We start from the raw sequence: 17,061 nt of genomic DNA, 5'->3' as shown, positions 1-17,061 counted from the left end.
ATCACATGTCATCCTTCTGCGGCTTGTCCAGATAGATCTCCAAACGGTCGAGGCGTTCGGCCCAGCGCCGCCGCTCGGCGGACATCCAGTCGGTTGCTTCCTCGAACCATGCTCGCTCGAGCCGGCACCAGCGGCTTCGACCGCGCTTCTCGCTCGTGATCAGGCCTGAAGCCTCCAGCACTTTGAGATGTTGAGCGAAAGATGGCAGCGCCATGTCGAAGGGCTCAGCCAGAATACTGACCGGCGCTTCACCTTCAGCGAGCCGCGAAATAACGGCGCGGCGAGTAGGATCGCTAAGGGCGTGGAACGCGGAATCAAGAAGCTTAGAACAGTAAGCCATCCACCTAACTAATGCGATGAAATTGCCTTCGTCAACATTACAAAGGCAATTGCCTTGGCGATGTGATATCGTTCCGTGTTCGCAAGGTAAAATCCGTTGTCGTGGCTCGGAACGTCTGGTGATCTCTGCGCCTTGGATCCGACATTGAATCGCTGCTCCGGCTTGCCCCGCCATGCGATGATGTCGGTCAGGAGCCCGTGTGCCGGCCGCCCTGCGCCGCGCCCGTCGCTTGCGAACACTCAACCCTTCTTACCGATAGAGCCGGTAGACCCGGTTGGTGCCCGACGGCTCACTTTCCCGTCGCAACAGGATGTAAAGCCGGCGATCGCCGAACCGGCAGCGCTCGTTGGCAAGCTTGCGCAGACGTGTGCGCAATTCCGTTTCCGGTAATGGACTCAACCTATCACTACAAATCCCGTCGCCGCGAGGCCGGCATCTTCAATGCACGTCACTTCGATATTCTCGTTTCACCGACCGAATTTTCCTGCCCAGCGGATCGCGTTCGTAAGGATGCGGCGATAGTTTGGATCGTCGTAGCTTTCCGGCAAGTGGCCGAGCGCTGAATAAACGATACGCCCTTTTGCCGCGGGATTGGTCCAAATCACCGGATGCGATCCCATCGTCAGCTTGGCGCCAGGGCGGTAGCTCGCCTCGTCGATCCGAGCGAGTATCGACATGCCCTGGATTTTCGGGTTTGCGTCGAAGGAATACCATTCATCGACGGGCGCCCAAGGCATGGTCACTCCAGCCATGACGGGATGCCGTGGTTGGTCGACGATGACTTGCGCGGATTGAAACTGATCCTTGCCTCCCGGATGCCCGATGAATTTGGTGCCGATGATAGTTCCGGTATACCAGGGCGCCTTGTGGCTGTTGTCTCCTGCAGCGTGCAGCGCGACCACGCCACCGCCGCGCGCGACGAAGCGCGCGAAGGCTAATCGCTGCGCCTCGGTCAGGAAATCGCCGCTCGCACTGTTGAGAATGATTACGGAAAAATGTCGCAGTTGTTCGTCGTTGAAGATTGCCGCGTTTTCGGTGGTGTAGCTGGCATGTCCCAGATTGGCGGCGATGTCAGCGAGGACCATGTTGGAATGAGGTATATGCTCGATATGCCGCCAGCCGTTGGTCTTGGATAGAATGAGAACCGCTTGCTTCAGGTCTTTCGGAAGGGTTGGGGCTGTAGTGTCGTAGGTGGGGGTAGGCAGATGAGGATTGGGCGCCGTCTGTGCAGTGGTCAATAGCGCGATGGTCGCGAATATCCTGTACATCATCTCTCCTTTTGCGCGCTGGCTCATGAGGCTGGTTGCCGCACGCTTGAAACCATCACCTGTGGCTGGACTGGTCCTTTTGCCACAGGGTGGAAGGGGCAAAATGCGGCAGCTAAAACGAACTGAACCCTGCTTGCCGGGTCAGATCACCCCGGCGCGCATCTGCTTGACCGCCTGATCGGCGGCTCGGGCGGTCATCGCCATGAAAGTAAGCGATGGATTGACGCAGGACACAGAGGCCATCTGCGCACCGTCGGTGATGAACAGATTGGCGGCGTCATGCGCCTGATTCCATTTGTTCAGAACCGACGTGGCGGGATCATGCCCCATTCGGGCGCCGCCCATTTCATGAATCGCCTCACCTGGTACATGCTTGCCGCGACCGCCGGTCACGTTCGTGAGGCCCGCCTTGCGCAGCATCAGCAGGCCCTGTTCCAGCGCATCGTCCATCATCCTGATTTCATTGTCGCGGAAGCGGACGTCGAAGCGCAACAGCGGCGTACCGAAGCGATCGGTCTTGCTATGGTTCAGCATGACGCGATTGTCGTCATAGGGCAGGCATTCCCCAAAGGCGCTCATTGAAAAGCGCCACGGGCCATATTCGCGCATCCCGTGCTTCATGGACAGGCCGAAGCCTTTAGGCGCGGACGCCTGACGGCCGGCGGCGCCCTGGAAGCCGTAGCCGCGCTTGAAGGGCAGATCCTCCGCTTCCAGATTGCGGAAACGCGGCACGTAGACGCCGCCGGGCCGTCGGCCATATTCCACAAATTCGCTCATGCCCGGAATGTCGCCGGATACGCCGACGCGGAAGATATGATCCATCACCGCGCTGCCAAGCGCACCGTTGGAATGGAAATAGCTGCGTTCGCTGCCTGCAGGGCGGGAGTTGAGCAGGATATGGAGCGAACTCATTGCCGATGCGCACAGAAAGACCATGCGGGCCTGGACGACTTCCACCTGGCCAGTGTTGGCGTCGACCATCCGGACGCCGGTCACGCGCTTTTTTGTCGGGTCATATTCCAGGTTGGTAACCCAGCTGTCCGAACGCAGCGTCAGCCGACCCGTAGCGCGGGCGGCGGGCAGCGTGACGGCCTGGGTCGAGAAATAGGCGCCGAAACTGCAGCCGCGGTCGCATTGCGCACGCTTCTGACAGCGGGTGCGATTCTGCTCTGGCTTGTCTTCCGTGATGTTGCTGAGGCGCGCGTTGATCAGCTTGCGTCCGGGAAATTCGCTTTCCAGCCGTTCCTTCAGCCATTTTTCGGCGACGTTCATCGGGAAGGGCGGCATGAATTCACTGTCGGGAAGGTAAGGCAGATTTTCCCGGCCACCCGAAACGCCGATATAATTTTCGACGTAGCTGTACCAGGGCGCGACATCGTCATAGCGGATGGGCCAGTCGGTCCCCACGCCCTCGCGCTTGTTGGCCTCGAAATCGGCTTGGCTCCAGCGGAAGCTCCAACGCCCCCAGGTCAGCGACTTGCCACCGACCACTGAAGGACGGACCCAGTTGAACTTGTTGGGCGCGTCATAGTCGTAGGGATTGAGCCGGTCGTTGATGAAGAAGGGCTGGGTGGCGGGCGAAACCCAGCCGTTGAGTGCGAAATAATCGCTCTTGGCAAGGGCGGCCGGCATCTTGCCACGCGCCGGAATGTCATAGGCCGATTTGCCATCGAAGGGATAATCTTCCCCATGTTCGACCATGCGACCGCGGTCGACCATAAGGACGCGCAGCCCCTTTTCCGTAAGTTCTTTTGCGGCCCAGCCGCCGCTGACGCCCGAACCAATGACGATAGCGTCGAAACGATCTGTTGCAGCCATGATTTTGCCCGTCCGATGAGAGTGTCGGAAATGAATGGAATCGAGGGTCGAAGGCGATCGCTCGACTTATGAGGAGAAGATCCGCTTGACCTTCGCATAGGGGTAGGCCCCATCATACTCGCCAGGTACGGGCAGATATTCACGTTCTTGCGTGATGCCGATTTCAGATGTGTAATAGCCGGTGATGACAAGCTGGCGGAACGCTTCGAAAAAGGGAGCGCCACCCGACAGTTCGCCGTTCATCGCAAGAGTCAGCAACGCGTCCTGCTGCGCGGCAGAGGCCTTTATGGCCGGCTTTTTATAATCGGCGATGCTGCGCGTATCGATGGCGGTCAAGCCGTCGAAGATCGTCGCCCGTTCATCGGTGATCGCCCAGTCGCCCAGCATATGCTCGATATATTCGGGCACGCCCGCGGCAATTGCACCGGGCGTATCGGACGTCGGCAGGATGCGTTCGCTCAGTGCCGTGACCAGCGCTCTTTGTGCAGGCGTGAATACGATCTCAGGCGCGCCAGTATTGATGGCCGGGTTCGGCTGGTAGGCGAGGGCCCGTGCAAGCGGGGCGAAGATGTTCGCTCCCAGCATGCCCATGATGGACGCGAGGGCTATCCTGCGGTCCATTACTGCTCACCATCATGACGGCCGCCTGCCGGACGGGATTTCTCCAGATGGGATCCAAAATATGATAGCGCTATCATTTTGGCGCATTTGACAGATGCACAAGAGTATCTCTTGGTCATTTTCCTCACCCGGTCATATTATTAGTAGGGCAAATTAGGCATGAATCGATAGGCCAGTCAATGGCATTGAACTCCGGCGTGTCCGTCTTGGTTATCGTTATCAATATCGTCGTGTCGGCTTCTCTTGCGATCGGCTAGCCGCGATGGTGAACGTCACTGGAAAGGTTCGGGCCATAGATCTTTCTGCGTGGTGGTGGCTGCGAGAAAACCGATCGCGCGGCGATCCGTCCAGACATGACTCCGCAGATCGTCAAGTGCTGCCGATACGAGCCGGTTTGGCGGCTAATCCATGCTATCCGACCGCGCTGCATAAGGGGGTGGCAGGCGACGCATCGGGCCTATGACAGTTTCAATGAAACGAACGAGATCAATCCGCAGAACTTACAGCGCTTTACCGCAAGCCACCGTCGGCAACGAGTATGCCGGATTTGTCAGGAAGGCATGATCGGTGAGGCTGGCAAGGTAAGCGATTACTTTACGGCGACCCGCTTTCGATATTGTCGCATTCCGGGTGTGAGCGGCGATCGCAGCATCCAAGGACACGGCTGAACCGTCATGCAGGTAAGGCGCACTAACGGTTACGTTGCGTAAGCTGGGCGTGCGAAAGCGGCCACGGTCGCCGGGGCGACCAGTGACCTCGGCAAGTCCGGTATCGGCGGCTTCCAAGGCCGGTAGGGCACCGATGCGATGATAGCGCGAGTCTGTGAAGTTCACGCCGCTGTGGCAACTCGCACAGCTCCGCTTGAAGATTTCCGCGCCCTCCCGGGCCTGATGGCTCAGGATAGACTTGTCCCAATCACTTCCCCGCGAAACGAGTGCGCGTTCGAAGGTGGCGAGAGCGCTGGCTACTTTGGGATAGTCGATAGCGCCATCGCTCTCGGGAAACGCCTGCAAGAACTGTGCACGATAGCAGCGATCGCGGCCGAGGCGCCGGGCAATCTCGACCTCGTGCCCTTTCATCGCCATTTCCACGGGGTGGTCACCGAACATTGGAACCGCCACTTGTTCTTCCAGACTGGTTAGCCGCGGATCGGCCCATGTGAGGCGAGGAAAGTCCCCGACGTTGGCGAGCGTGGGTACATTGCGCCGCCCCGGATCGTCGAGTGCGCCGGGATGAGAGCGGTTGCCATCGGCAAAACCATGGTGCTGCTCGTGGCAGGTCGCGCAGGACATCGTGCCGTTGATCGAGAGATCGGCGTCGTAGAAGAGTCGCCTGCCCAGTTCGATACGAGCTGCTTTTGTGTCCTGAGAGAGTTGCTGGGCCGCGCGAGAGAGCGCCATCGGACCGGAAAATCCAGTGACGATCAGGAGCAGTCCAATGAGGGCATAACGCACATCAGCCTCAGGGAAGGCGAGTGACGAGCAGCGGCAGCTCCGCTTGGGCGTTGGCCGAAATCTGCAGGATGTAGTCCCCCGGTTCGAGCGCGAAATCAACCATCTTGCGGATTCCCGAACAATCTGGCCCGTGGCCGTGCGCGATCGAGGTCAGGCCTTTGGTGGGGTTCCCGGCATTGATCACGTCGATCCACGCTGCCGAGCCGAGCGCCACGCGGTAATGACCCGCCTTGGGGACGGTGAAAGTATAGATACCGCCGAAACTTACCGAACCGCCCGGCTTTTCGGGTCGCAGGACATAGCTGACCTCAGGGGTTGGGCTGAGCATGCCGTTCACGGCCCTCCCGAGCGTCAGCCGCGCCACTGCCCCCGCTGCCTGCGCTGAGACCAAGGGTGCCCGATTGTTCCAACCGGAGAGTTCTCCGGACAGCGCGGCGGGGTTAGCTTCGCAGGCACGTTGCGGGACGAGCGCCGTAGAGGCATGGCCCGCCACCATCGTCGACATATCCTGGGCCATGGCGCCGCCGATAGAGGCCAGTATCACCAATGCGGTCAGAACCGCTCCGCCTTTGGCACGCGCAACTTTGCATCCAACCACCATGACTTCCTATTCGCTCACTTTTGCATCGCACAAAAACTATATACGGCCGGATATAGCGATTCGTCACGACGACGACAGCACAAAACACAGGGGCTTCTTTTCATGCGTTTCGCAACTGCGTCTGCCTTTACCCTTTCCTGTATTATTGCCAGTCCCGCGCTTGCGCAGTCAGCAGCGCCCGAACAAGACGCGCAGCGTGGCAATGCCTTCACCCTTGGACAAATCGTCGTTACCGCGCCGGCGCCCGGCGGGCCCTCGATCACATCCTCCACGCTCGATGCCGAGGCGATCTCGCTGTTCCAGCGCAACAGCCTGGACGATGCAGTAAACCTGATGCCGGGTGTTTCGTCGTCAAACACCGGCGGCTCGCGCAACGAGCGGCTGATCAACGTGCGCGGTTTCGATCGTTATCAGGTACCGCTCTCCATCGACGGTATCCGGGTCTACCTGCCTGCCGACGGACGGCTCGACTATGGCCGCTTCCTAACGTCCGATATCGCGCAAGTGCAGGTGGCCAAGGGCTATGCCTCGGTGCTCGACGGGCCAGGCGCGATGGGCGGCGCGATCAACCTCGTCACCCGCAAACCCACCAAGTCGATCGAGGCCGAGGCGCGCGGCACCCTGAACCTTGGGCGCGAAGCGGAATATGCCGGCTACAATGTCTTCGCCCTGCTCGGCACGAAGCAGGACAAATGGTACGCGCAGGCCAGCTACACCCGCAATTTCACCGACCACTGGGATCTTCCCGGCGGCTATGAGCCGATCACCGGATCAGCCGAGGACGGCGGCCGACGCGGCTTCTCCCGCACTGAGGACTGGCGGGTCAATGCCAAGCTGGGCTTCACGCCGAACGCTACCGACGAATATTCGATCAGCTATACCCGGCAGGAGGGCTCCAAGAACGCGCCGCTGCACATTACCGACACGGCCGCCTCTCAGCGTAACTGGTCGTGGCCGTACTGGAACATCGAGAGCATCTACTTCCTTTCCACCACCGCGTTAGGCGATCGGGCGACGCTGAAGACCCGCGTCTACCACAACAGCTTCGACAACCTGCTTCGCGCCTTCGACGATGCCAGCCAGACCACGCAAAGCAAGGGACGGGCGTTCAACAGCTACTATGCAGACAGAGCCTGGGGCGGCTCGGCACAGTTGGACGTCGAGGTCAGCGATATCGACCGCCTGAGCATTGCCGCGCATTATCGGCGCGACAAGCACGTCGAGTGGCAACAGGCATTCCCTTCGGGCGCAACCGAGCCGAAGCAGACCAGCGTCGAGGAAACCTACAGCATCGCCGCCGAGAACAAGCTCGACTTGACTTCGGCATTGGCCTTCACCGCAGGCGTGAGCTTCGACTGGCGCAACCTGTCGCGGGCGGAGGACTACGCCAACAATACGCTGATCGAATATCCGCTGCACAACGGACAGGCGCTGAACGGACAGGCACAGCTCGTCTGGAGCGTTGATGCGCAGACGAGCCTTCACGCCGGCATCTCCTCGCGTGCGCGGTTCCCGACGATCTTCGAGCGTTTCAGCTCGCGGTTCGGCGGGGCAACGTCCAGTCCCGACCTGAAGGCCGAGCGCGCGACCAATTACGAGATCGGCGGCGCGCGCGACATCGGCCCGCTCCATGCCGAAGCTGCGGCGTTCTATTCGCATCTCGACAATGTGATCGTCGCTTTCCCTACCGTGTTCCAGGGGCAGCCGGTCACGCAGAGCCGCAATCTCGGCAGCGGCAATTACTACGGCGGCGAAATCGCGCTCACGGCAAAGTTGTCCTCCACACTCAGCCTCGGCGGCAATTACACCTACACCCACCGCGATCTCGACGATCCGACCAATAACGCTTTCCAGCCGACCGGCGTGCCCACGCACAAGGCCTTCGTCTGGGCCGACTGGTCGCCCGTCGAGGGGCTGCACGTGCTGCCCAGCGCCGACATCGCCTCGGACCGCTGGACGGTGAATACGGCAGGCACGCGCTATTACCGCACCGGCAGCTATGTGCAGGCTAACCTCACGGTGAACTACGCGCTGCGCGAAGGCGTGGAGATTGGTGCGGGCGTGCGCAACCTGTTCGACGATTACTATGTGCTCACCGATGGTTTTCCGGAACCGGGTCGCAGCTTTTTCCTGAACTTCGGTTTCAAGTACTGAATGAAACAGAGGCGGCCATTCGGCCGCCTCTTCTTTATGTACATACCGTGCTTCCAATCGCTGGAATGCCCGCTGACGCGGGAACCGGACATCCAAGGGGCCAACAGCCGCCAGATGCCTTTCAGGTTGAAACCTGAAAGAACGTCTAAGCGGGGACTATTGCTTCGTTCGGAGAAGGAAACTTCCGCCCGCGCAAAACAGCATGCAGATGCCCGCCACGAGAAAGGCATCGCTATAAGACTGCAGCAGCGCCTGGTGGTGCAGAGCCTGATCCATCACTGCCAGTGCCTGCCGGCGCAGCGGTTCCGCCGCCTTGGCGTGGAGCGCGGCGTGCCGGTCCAGGTGGTGGTGGGCGAGCGCCTGCACCCATTCGACCGTTCGATTCCTGAATATGGCGGAGAAAGGCGTCACCGCGTCACCGATGCGTGCGGCGTGCAGTTTCTCACGCTCCACCACGAACTGGCCGGCCAGCGCGATACCGATCGCGCCGCCGACGTTGCGCACGGTGGAGAAGAGACCCGAAGCCGAACCCATTTCCGATTTCTCCAGACCGTTCACCGCCATGACCCCCAGCGCAACGACGATGAAGGACTGGCCGATCCCGCGCACCACCAGCGAAGGAACGATGACATTGGCGGCGGCATCACCGTCCAGATGGATGTTCATCAGGCAGCCCGCCGCCATGATCGCGAAGCCCAGCATGATGATCGTCCGCGCGCTCGTCAGCCGCATCAGCGGCGGTGTGGCGAAGGACATGACGAGCTGGACGAGGCCATAGGGGATCATCGTCAGGCCGATGTCCTGCGCGTTATAGCCCTGCGTCTCTGCGAAGTAGTTGGGCACCAGGAACACCACGCCGAATACCACCGCACCGAAAGTGAACTGCATCAGGCTGGCGATGCCGAAATTGTAGCGGGCGAGCAGACCCAGGTCGATGAAGGGATCGCGGCGGCGCAGCTCGATGGCGACGAAGGCGATCAAGCCCAGCGCGGCGATCATGGCGGCGCCGACGATGAAGGTGGAGGCAAACCAGTCCTTCCGTCCGCCTTCCTCCAGCATGATCTGGAGCGCGGCCAGCCCGACCGCCATCGTCGCGATCCCCGCCCAGTCGCCTTTGCGCAACCGGTCGAGCGCTGCCGGAGAGCGGGGTGTCGCCCAGCCGATCGCGGCGAGCAGCAGCAGGCCGGGCGGCACCTGCAGATAGAAGATCCAGCGCCAGTCGTAGGCCTCGGTCAGCCAGCCGCCCAGCGACGGTCCGGCCGCCTGTGCGACATTGTTGGCCACCGCGAACAGCGCCATGCCGAAGGGCAGGCGGGCGGGCGGCAGCTCCGTCGCGATGATCTGGAATGAGAGCGGAATGAGCACGCCGCCGAATGCCCCCTGCAAGGCTCTGGCGACGATCATCGTGTCGATGTCCTGCGCCAGCGAGCAGGCGATGGAGAACAGGATGAAGCCGCCCGTTCCCACCATCAGCACCCGGCGCATCGAGAAGACCGAAACCAGCCAGCCCGCCATCGGTATGACGATGATCTCCGCCACCAGGTAGGCGGTCGTGATCCACGAGCCTTCCTCGAAGGAGGCGCCGAGCGAGCCACGCACCTGCGGCAGCGAGGCATTGGTGACATGGACGTTCATGCCGGCCATGAAGCAGCCGACCACCCCACCCAGCACGGCCACCCAGGCGCGCAGCGAGACATGTCCGGAGGCCGCGTCCCTTGCCGCCGCGCTCATCGATCGAGGTCCGCCGTATCGACGCTGGTTTCCACCGACATGCCGGGTCTTAGGTCGGCAGCCTCGCGCTGGCCGGGATCGATCCGGATGCGCAGCGGCATGCGCTGCACGATCTTGGTGAAGTTGCCGGTCGCATTGTCCGGGGGAAGCAGGGCGAACTGCGCGCCCGAAGCCGGGGCGAGGCTCTCGACATGGCCGTGCAGTTCGGTGCCGCCGAAGGCATCGACGCTGATCCGGACGCTTTGCCCAGCGCGGATGCGGCGGGTCTGCGTTTCCTTGTAATTGGCGATGACGTACGTTTCGGCGGGAACGATTGCCATAAGCGGCGTTCCGGCTTCGACATAGTGTCCGGCGCGCACACTGCGCTGGCCGATCCGGCCGGACGCAGGCGCACGGATGACCGTGCGCGACAGGTCGAGACGGGCGGCGGCCAATCCGGCCCGGGCCTGGCGCAAGGCTCCGTGCGCCTTGTCGAGATCCGCGACGGCGGCGGCTCTTTCGGTGGCGAGTACGGGCAGTTCGGCGCGGGCGACGGCCAGCCCCTCGCGGCTGCCGTCCCGCTGCGCGCCGGTGCGACGCGCGGCACTTTCGGCGGATTGCCGGATCTGCTCGCTCGTCACCTCCTGGCTCGCCAGCAGGACCTGGCGCCGGTATTCGCGCTGGGCCAGCACGGCGTCGGCCTGGTGAGCGGAAAGGCTGGCCGCAGCCTGCGCGATCGTCCCCCGTTGCCGGGCAGTACGCGCGTCGAGGTTGGCAATGCGGGCCTGCTGCGCGGCCACTTCGGCTCTGGCCGCTTCCAGCAGCCCCACGGCCTGTTCGACTTTCGCGCGGTAATCGCGGTCATCGATGCGCGCCAGGATGGCGCCTCCGCTGACCCACTGGTCGTCCGTGACCGCAACGGCCACGACTTCGCCGCCGATGCGCGGCGCGATCGTCACGACATCGGCGCGGACATAGGCGTTGTCGGTGACGACGTGAAACCGTCCGCTCGTCCACCAGTGCAAAGCATAGGCTCCGCCCGCGAGCAGGAGCACGGTGCCGCCACAGATCATCAGATGGCGACGAGGAATGTGCGGGATCAACTTGTTCACTTTGCGAGGACCCTGTTCTTGGTGGTGTTCCTGGTGGTGGGGGGCGACCTGTCGGGTACAGGCAGCGGGACCGCCGGGGCGTCTTCCCAGCCGCTGCCGAGCGCGGTGAAGAAGCGCACTTGAGCGGCGGCGAGATCGAGATCGGCCTGGGCCAGTGCACGCCTTGCCGAAAGGTCGGCGCGGTCGCTGTCCAACATGTCCGGCGCGGTCGCGGCACCCGCCGCGCGTCGGGCGCGGGTCATGGCCGCAAGCCTTCCGCTGCGATCCTGTGCGATGCACCATTGCGCCTGACGATCCAGTGCGGCGCGATAGCCTTGCGCGGCCCGGTCGGCCTCGCCGAGTGCCGTCAGGATCGCGGCATCGAAGCGAGCCAGCGCAGCGGCCTCTCCGGCGCGGGCACCGGCGATGCGGGCGCGCGCAGCGCCGAGGTTAGGAAAGCTCCAGCTCAGCAAGGGACCGAGGCGCCAGACGGCATTCTCGCGGGACGTCAGCCCGCTGGCGGAAGGCGATGACAGGCCGAGCCCGCCGCCCAGCGAGACATGCGGATAGAGATCGCCCACCGCAATCCCGATCCGCGCCGTCGCGGCGGCAAGGCGCTGCTCCGCGGCTCTCACGTCCGGGCGGCGGCGCAGCAGGGATGCGGCGTCTCCGTTCGGAAGCCCACCGTTCAGGACAGGCAGGCGCGTACAGGCCGCTGCCGATCCCGGTATCTGGGACGGCGGACGGCCGGTCAGAATCGCCAACTCCGTCAGGGCCGCGCGACGACCGGCTTCGAGCGCCGGAATTTCGGCCGCCGCCTCGGCAACCTGTGCCTCCGCCCGCAACCGGTCTGCCGGGGAACTTGCCCCTGCTGCCGCTAAGGCCTGCGCGACATCGCGGTTACGTTCGGCCAGTGTCAGCATTTCTTGGGCGAGGGCGGTCTGATGCGCGATGCCGCAGGCCTGGAGCCATGCGCCGGTCACACGGGCAGCGATCAACACGCGAATGCCGTCGGCATCGGCGGCGGTTGCGGCGAACTCTGCCGTGGCGGTTTTGACGCCGGACTTCAGGCGACCGAACAGATCAAGCTCCCAGGACAGTTCGGCACCAGCATCGAAGCGTGAGCCGGTGCGGATGGAATCGCCGCCATCGGCTGCGGCGGCAATCTGGTCCTGCAAAGTGCTGCCATAGCCGGCACCGACGGAAAGCCCGGTCGAGGGGCCGCGCTTCGCCTGTGTCTCGCCCAGTTCCGCGCGGGCCTTCAGCAGATTCGCCGCCGCCACCCGCAGATCGCGGTTATTGGTCAGCGCTTCGGACACCAGCGCATCCAGAGCCGGTTCGCGGTAGAGCCGCCACCATTCGGCGGGCAGCGTTCCGTCAACAGCTCCATCGGACGGGGGTAGCGCGACAGTCGCTTGCGGCGGTGCCGAAGGCGCATGCGCGCAGCTGCCGAGCAACAAAGGGGCGAGGATGAAGGCGCTCGGGCCTCGCAGGAAATAGGGCATGACGGATCCAGTCGGTGACGAGGCCCGCCTGCTAGAGAGTTCGCGGTTGTCATTCTCTCTTGGGAATGACAATCATCATCGCGAAATGGACAAACTGCGCAGGCTCGAAGATTGTGAAAGCTCACCAAGGCCGGTGGCGGCGTTTGCAAGCGATCATCCGGATGGGGAGCATATCGCGCCGCACCGGCATGGCCGGGCGCAGCTGATCCACACGCTGGGCGGGGTCATGACCGTGACCTCGCCCGAGGGGAGCTGGATCGTTCCGCCGGGCCGCGCCGTCTGGATGCCGCCCGCGCAGGATCACGCCATCCGCATCGCGGGCAACGTGCCCATGCGCACCGTCTTCGTTCGGGAGGATGCGCGGCCCGATCTGCCGCAGGCCTGCGAGGTGATCGAAGTCTCGCCATTCCTGCGCGAGGCGATCGTCGCCGCCACGCGCATTCCTCTGGACTATGCCACGGGCGGCCGGGACGAGCGGGTCATGGAACTGATCCTGGACGAGATTGCCGCCGCGCCGCGCCTGCACCTGCATGTCCCGATGCCGCGTGATCCCCGCCTTGTCCGGTTATGCCAGAGACTGATCGCCGATCCCGCCCGCCCGGTGACACTGGAGGGGCTGTCCCAGGAAATCCACGTAAGCAGTCGGACTCTCGCGCGGATGTTCGATCGCGAACTCGGCATGAGCTTCGGCGACTGGCTGCGGCGCATGCGTCTGCTGCTCAGCCTTCCCAGACTGGCGGCGGGCGTCTCCGTGCTCGCCGTCGCGCTGGAGCATGGCTATGACAGCCCCAGCGCGTTCACGGCCATGTTCCGGCGCACCATGGGCGTCTCCCCCAGAGCTTACCTGGAGAACCGGGTATGACGTGGGTCAGGTTAGCGCCAAGTACTTCACAAAGAACCTTGAATGTCTATAGTGAATGTCTTGGATCTGATCCCCGCAAAGTCCGGGCCATTTCGGTTGGTTCGCTTCTTGATTTGGCCTGAGCTACCGATTTCGGAGCGTCAGCGGCCAGCAAAATCCACAAGATCGGCGTTGAGCTGGCCCCGATGGGTTACAGGAAAGCCATGCGCGGCTCCTTCATATACCTTGAGAGTAGCGTTCGGAAGGATCTCGGCGGCGCGCTTGGCGGTTGTCTCTAGCGGAACGATGTAGTCGCCGCTGCCGTGGATGATCAGCGAAGGCAACGAAATCGACTTCATCTCTTCACGGAAATCCGTGGCCCAGAACTGCTCGATGCATGCATATTGAGCCTGGAGGCTACCCGACATGCCCTGCTGCCAGAAGGCCATGCGCCACCCCTCGCTCTTTGCGGCACCGTCCTGATCCATGCCGAAGAAGGCATCGGGAAGATCGAGGAACAGTTGCGAGCGATTGTCCATCACGGCCTTGCGCACGCCGTCAGCCACTTCGATCGGTACGCAGTCTACGTTACCGGCGGTGGCCCCCATCAGCGGGGTAACTGCGCCAAGCAGCACGAGCTTGGCCACACGAGCGGTTCCGTGGCGGGTCACATAGCGTACGATTTCGCCGCCGCCCATGGAATGCCCAACGAGGATGGCATCTTCGAGTTCAAGACTATCGATCACCGCGGCAAGGTCGTCGGCGAAAGTATCCATGTCGTAGCCGGTGGCGGGTTGATCCGAGCGGCCGTGGCCGCGTCGGTCATGGGCAATCACGCGAAAGCCGGCGTTTGCCAGGAACTGCATCTGCCCGTCCCAGGCATCGGCGTTGAGCGGCCAACCGTGCGAAAAGACGATGGGGCGGCCTTTGCCGAAGTCGCGGTAGTAGATCTGGGTGCCATCCTTGGCAGCAACGAAATTGGTCATCTCAGTTCTCCATTCCAGACGTGTTTCTGCGATCGAGAGGACGCACGATCCGCATCCCTCGCCGAGCAGTTCAAAGTTCGATGTGATCGCGGAGGCTTGTTGCGCTTCCGCTACTATTGGGCGGAATTCAGCCCTCGGAACGTGAGCGGGTCAGCGGTTGAGCGTATAGTTTGCCGGAACCCAGGTGTATGCGTTCGCTCCCTTGGCCGCGATATGACCTATGCCCGGGAACGAGATGTGGGCGGCCGCGATCCACCAGCCATTCTTCACCGCTTCAGCGTAAAGCGTGTTTCGGCTCTCAATGGCAGCGTGGACCTTCCAGTCGTACTCGATGGCCACATGCGGATCGTCGAACTGCACATCTGCGACGTGGACGGTATCGCCCCAGAACAGCATCGCCTCCTTGCCATCATGCAGCAGATAGGTGGTGTGTCCGGGCGTATGCCCCGGCGCCGCCACCGGACGGAGACCGGGAATGAGGTCCGCCTCGGTAGCATCGAACGGAACGACGTGACCGATTGCGCTGTACGGCCGCAAGACGCTCTGGACGGCGGGGAAGAAGGGCTTGAGCAATGCGCTCATACCGGCGATGTTCTTGTCGTCCGTCCAGAAATCATAGTCGCGCTTCGATACGTGGACGATCGCATTCGGGAAGACCATCCGGCCATCCTTTACCAGCCCGCCGACGTGATCCTCGTGCAAGTGGGTGACGAAAATATCGTCGACCTGCTCCGGCGAATATCCGGATGCGCGCAGTGCTTCAGAGAGGCCGCCGGCTTCCTTGCCGTAAAGATCGCCCGCTCCGGTATCGATAAGGATCAAGCGATCGCCGGTGTTCACGAGGAAGGCATTGATCATGCCTTCTACAGGAGATGCCAGATAGCGCTGGGCAAGCAGTTTGTCGGTCTCACCCGGCTTGGCGCCTACGACGAGCTGATCGACGGGGAACATGTGGGTTCCATCGAGCAGTGCGGTCACTTCGAACCGACCAACGTGCATGCGGTAAAAGCCCGGGGCCTGACGCTGGGCAGCCATCGGTGCCGATGCCGATGAGGCTGCCGGGGCCAGCATGATCGCCATTGCCGGTAACAGGGCTGCCGCGAGTGCGGATTTCAGTTTCATTCTATGCTCCATGGTAATCGGGTGAAGGGGACCGGTTTTCCTGGAATTGTCGAAGCCTGGAAGGTGACGTGCGATGCGCATCATCACGGGTTCGCCCTTGTCGGGACCCGGTGAAGTCGCCGCTTGCATTGTCGGTGAACCAGTGGATGCCGCCCAGCATAGCCTTGGGCAGCGTCAGCGCGGGTCTTCCCAGCCCACGATCGAAGCGCCGATGCAGGACGAGCCGATCCGCGAATGCGGCTCGCGGCCCACTTCGGCCACTTTGTCCTCCAGCTCGAACAGGCGGCATCCGGGCAGGCAAATCACCTGCTTGCCGCCGCGCACGAGGTGGATGCCGTCGAGCCGGGTGGTGCTGACGATCACCACATCGCGGTCGTAGTCGTAGTCGTCGCCATCGGTCGTGGAGCCGCCGGTCAGGCCGGTATTGGCCGCCTGCATGATGACGATGACGCCCGCCTGCGCGCAGGCATTCACTGCCCGCCAGAGTTCGACCAAGACTGCCGCGGCGAACCACCGCGAGGGCCTTGCCCGATCCGAAGCGGAAGCCCGTACGATAGCGCCGCGTCCGGCTTTCCCCGACCAGCAGGCCGCGTTTGCCGACGATGGTGCCGAATTCGGAGAAAAGCGGGCTCATGCTCAGCCTTTCCAGCCTTCGAGGAAATCCAGCAGCAGGGCGCTGACGACCTCCGGCCGCTCTTCATGCGGCAGGTGCCCGCAGCGCTCAATGGCAACGGCGCGCAAGTCGTCGGCCATTTCGGCCCAGACCTTTGGCATATCGAACATCTTGCCGACCGCGCCGAAGTCGGCGCCCCACAGCGCCAGTGTGGGGCAGGCTATCTTGATATGGGCGTCTTCCCGGTCCTGTGCGACATCCTCGGCATTGGCGCGGTAGTCGGCCATCGCCCCGCGTACGGCACCAGGCGCGCGATAGGCGCGAACGTACGTGTCGAACGCCTCGCCGGAAATCGCAGCAGGATCGTAGGACCAGTCCGAAAAGAACCAGCGCAGCCATTGCTCTTCCTTGCCCGCGATCAGCGTTTCGGGAAGGTCGGGCACGAGATGGAACAGGAAGAACCAGTAGGCCTTGGCGATCTCGGCATTGATCTCGCGGGCGACGATGCGGGTGGGAACATTGTCCATCACCACCAGCCGGTCGACACGTTCTGGATAGTCCTTGGCGAAGCGGGTGGCGACACGCGCCCCGCGATCGTGGCCGACCAGCGCGATCCTGCCCATGCCCAGTTCGTCGAGCAGCGCGGCGAGGTCCTTCGCCATGGTGCGCTTGTCGTAGCCGCTCGCGGGCTTGTCTGTTTCGCCATAGCCGCGCAGGTCGGGGGCGATCAGGCGGTAGCGTTCGCCGAGCACGGGGATCTGGTGGCGCCAGGCGTAATTGGTCTCGGGAAAGCCATGGAGCAGCACGACGGGCGCGCCTTGTCCGGCATCGATATAGTTCTGGCGGATGCCGTTGGCGCGCAGGGTATGGTTGACGATCGAAATCATCATCAGAGTCCTTGTTCTGGCGTGGGAGGGAAAAGTGGTGAGCAGGCTGG

14 protein-coding genes and 2 pseudogenes are annotated in these 17,061 nt (G+C 62.7%); 2 read left to right on the top strand and 14 right to left on the bottom strand.

Annotated elements, in window-relative coordinates; translation table 11 throughout:
- Nucleotide 1 precedes the first annotated feature (1 nt).
- From AC4D6D_RS09550 to AC4D6D_RS09520, 7 genes and pseudogenes are all read right to left on the bottom strand, one after another.
- On the bottom strand, nt 2-340 hold the full coding sequence (locus tag AC4D6D_RS09550) for an ArsR/SmtB family transcription factor (RefSeq protein WP_491327230.1): 339 nt from the start codon (nt 338-340) through the stop codon (nt 2-4).
- A 189-nt stretch (nt 341-529) separates the two neighbouring features.
- Nucleotides 530-727, bottom strand: a pseudogene (locus tag AC4D6D_RS09545) (IS3 family transposase); the annotation flags it as partial.
- Nucleotides 728-807: 80 nt separating this feature from the next.
- Nucleotides 808-1,635: a ThuA domain-containing protein gene (locus AC4D6D_RS09540; RefSeq protein WP_491325088.1), complete on the bottom strand. Its 828-nt coding sequence runs from the start codon at nt 1,633-1,635 to the stop codon at nt 808-810.
- A gap of 114 nt (nt 1,636-1,749) precedes the next feature.
- Nucleotides 1,750-3,426 carry a GMC oxidoreductase gene (locus AC4D6D_RS09535; protein WP_491325087.1) on the bottom strand — a complete coding sequence of 559 codons (1,677 nt, stop codon included), beginning with the start codon at nt 3,424-3,426 and terminating at the stop codon, nt 1,750-1,752.
- A gap of 66 nt (nt 3,427-3,492) precedes the next feature.
- Nucleotides 3,493-4,047 carry a gluconate 2-dehydrogenase subunit 3 family protein gene (locus AC4D6D_RS09530; protein WP_147221070.1) on the bottom strand — a complete coding sequence of 185 codons (555 nt, stop codon included), beginning with the start codon at nt 4,045-4,047 and terminating at the stop codon, nt 3,493-3,495.
- A gap of 500 nt (nt 4,048-4,547) precedes the next feature.
- Nucleotides 4,548-5,501 carry a cytochrome-c peroxidase gene (locus AC4D6D_RS09525; protein WP_491325086.1) on the bottom strand — a complete coding sequence of 318 codons (954 nt, stop codon included), beginning with the start codon at nt 5,499-5,501 and terminating at the stop codon, nt 4,548-4,550.
- A 7-nt stretch (nt 5,502-5,508) separates the two neighbouring features.
- The gene (locus AC4D6D_RS09520; protein WP_491325085.1) at nt 5,509-6,045 is read right to left on the bottom strand and encodes a homogentisate 1,2-dioxygenase; all 537 of its coding nucleotides are present in this window, start codon (nt 6,043-6,045) and stop codon (nt 5,509-5,511) included.
- Nucleotides 6,046-6,204: 159 nt separating this feature from the next.
- Here AC4D6D_RS09520 and AC4D6D_RS09515 point away from each other — a divergent pair, with 159 nt between their 5' ends.
- Nucleotides 6,205-8,256 carry a TonB-dependent receptor plug domain-containing protein gene (locus tag AC4D6D_RS09515; protein WP_491325084.1) on the top strand — a complete coding sequence of 684 codons (2,052 nt, stop codon included), beginning with the start codon at nt 6,205-6,207 and terminating at the stop codon, nt 8,254-8,256.
- 156 nt (nt 8,257-8,412) lie between these two features.
- On the opposite strand, the gene AC4D6D_RS09510 is transcribed toward AC4D6D_RS09515, so the two are convergent.
- From AC4D6D_RS09510 to AC4D6D_RS09500, 3 genes are read right to left on the bottom strand one after another with little or no spacing between them, the layout of a single operon-like run.
- Complete coding sequence (locus AC4D6D_RS09510; RefSeq protein WP_491325083.1) at nt 8,413-9,987, bottom strand: DHA2 family efflux MFS transporter permease subunit; 1,575 nt, start codon at nt 9,985-9,987, stop codon at nt 8,413-8,415.
- On the bottom strand, nt 9,984-11,078 hold the full coding sequence (locus AC4D6D_RS09505; protein WP_491325082.1) for an HlyD family secretion protein: 1,095 nt from the start codon (nt 11,076-11,078) through the stop codon (nt 9,984-9,986). Before AC4D6D_RS09505 ends, AC4D6D_RS09510 begins: the two co-directional genes overlap by 4 nt.
- The gene (locus AC4D6D_RS09500; protein ID WP_491325081.1) at nt 11,075-12,562 is read right to left on the bottom strand and encodes an efflux transporter outer membrane subunit; all 1,488 of its coding nucleotides are present in this window, start codon (nt 12,560-12,562) and stop codon (nt 11,075-11,077) included. The genes AC4D6D_RS09505 and AC4D6D_RS09500 overlap by 4 nt, the downstream gene beginning before the upstream one ends.
- Before the next feature lie 133 nt (nt 12,563-12,695).
- On the opposite strand from AC4D6D_RS09500, the gene AC4D6D_RS09495 reads away from it, so the two are divergent.
- Entirely contained in the window at nt 12,696-13,424 is a 729-nt protein-coding gene (locus tag AC4D6D_RS09495; RefSeq protein ID WP_491325080.1) for an AraC family transcriptional regulator, read from the top strand.
- 140 nt (nt 13,425-13,564) lie between these two features.
- On the opposite strand, the gene AC4D6D_RS09490 is transcribed toward AC4D6D_RS09495, so the two are convergent.
- The 4 genes and pseudogenes from AC4D6D_RS09490 to AC4D6D_RS09475 all read right to left on the bottom strand — a co-directional run bounded on the left by AC4D6D_RS09490 (nt 13,565) and on the right by AC4D6D_RS09475 (nt 17,014).
- Nucleotides 13,565-14,389, bottom strand: a complete 825-nt coding sequence (locus tag AC4D6D_RS09490) for an alpha/beta fold hydrolase (RefSeq protein ID WP_491325079.1) — start codon at nt 14,387-14,389, stop codon at nt 13,565-13,567.
- Nucleotides 14,390-14,539: 150 nt separating this feature from the next.
- Nucleotides 14,540-15,511 carry an MBL fold metallo-hydrolase gene (locus AC4D6D_RS09485; RefSeq protein ID WP_491325078.1) on the bottom strand — a complete coding sequence of 324 codons (972 nt, stop codon included), beginning with the start codon at nt 15,509-15,511 and terminating at the stop codon, nt 14,540-14,542.
- 192 nt (nt 15,512-15,703) lie between these two features.
- A pseudogene (locus tag AC4D6D_RS09480) lies at nt 15,704-16,145 on the bottom strand (FAD-binding protein); the annotation flags it as partial.
- Nucleotides 16,146-16,147: 2 nt separating this feature from the next.
- Nucleotides 16,148-17,014 carry an alpha/beta fold hydrolase gene (locus AC4D6D_RS09475; RefSeq protein WP_491325077.1) on the bottom strand — a complete coding sequence of 289 codons (867 nt, stop codon included), beginning with the start codon at nt 17,012-17,014 and terminating at the stop codon, nt 16,148-16,150.
- Nucleotides 17,015-17,061: the final 47 nt, after the last annotated feature.

It is taken from the genome of Novosphingobium sp. BF6, assembly GCF_058273105.1.
This window is presented reverse-complemented; position numbering and strand designations above follow the sequence as displayed.

Bases quoted from the DNA above. Each gene is read 5' to 3' on its own strand.
- AC4D6D_RS09550 (WP_491327230.1), bottom strand. From the start codon at position 340: ATGGCTTACTGTTCTAAGCTTCTTGATTCCGCGTTCCACGCCCTTAGC.
- AC4D6D_RS09540 (WP_491325088.1), bottom strand. From the start codon at position 1,635: ATGAGCCAGCGCGCAAAAGGAGAGATGATGTACAGGATATTCGCGACC.
- AC4D6D_RS09535 (WP_491325087.1), bottom strand. From the start codon at position 3,426: ATGGCTGCAACAGATCGTTTCGACGCTATCGTCATTGGTTCGGGCGTC.
- AC4D6D_RS09530 (WP_147221070.1), bottom strand. From the start codon at position 4,047: ATGGACCGCAGGATAGCCCTCGCGTCCATCATGGGCATGCTGGGAGCG.
- AC4D6D_RS09515 (WP_491325084.1), top strand. From the start codon at position 6,205: ATGCGTTTCGCAACTGCGTCTGCCTTTACCCTTTCCTGTATTATTGCC.
- AC4D6D_RS09510 (WP_491325083.1), bottom strand. From the start codon at position 9,987: ATGAGCGCGGCGGCAAGGGACGCGGCCTCCGGACATGTCTCGCTGCGC.
- AC4D6D_RS09500 (WP_491325081.1), bottom strand. From the start codon at position 12,562: ATGCCCTATTTCCTGCGAGGCCCGAGCGCCTTCATCCTCGCCCCTTTG.
- AC4D6D_RS09490 (WP_491325079.1), bottom strand. From the start codon at position 14,389: ATGACCAATTTCGTTGCTGCCAAGGATGGCACCCAGATCTACTACCGC.
- AC4D6D_RS09485 (WP_491325078.1), bottom strand. From the start codon at position 15,511: ATGAAACTGAAATCCGCACTCGCGGCAGCCCTGTTACCGGCAATGGCG.
- AC4D6D_RS09475 (WP_491325077.1), bottom strand. From the start codon at position 17,014: ATGATGATTTCGATCGTCAACCATACCCTGCGCGCCAACGGCATCCGC.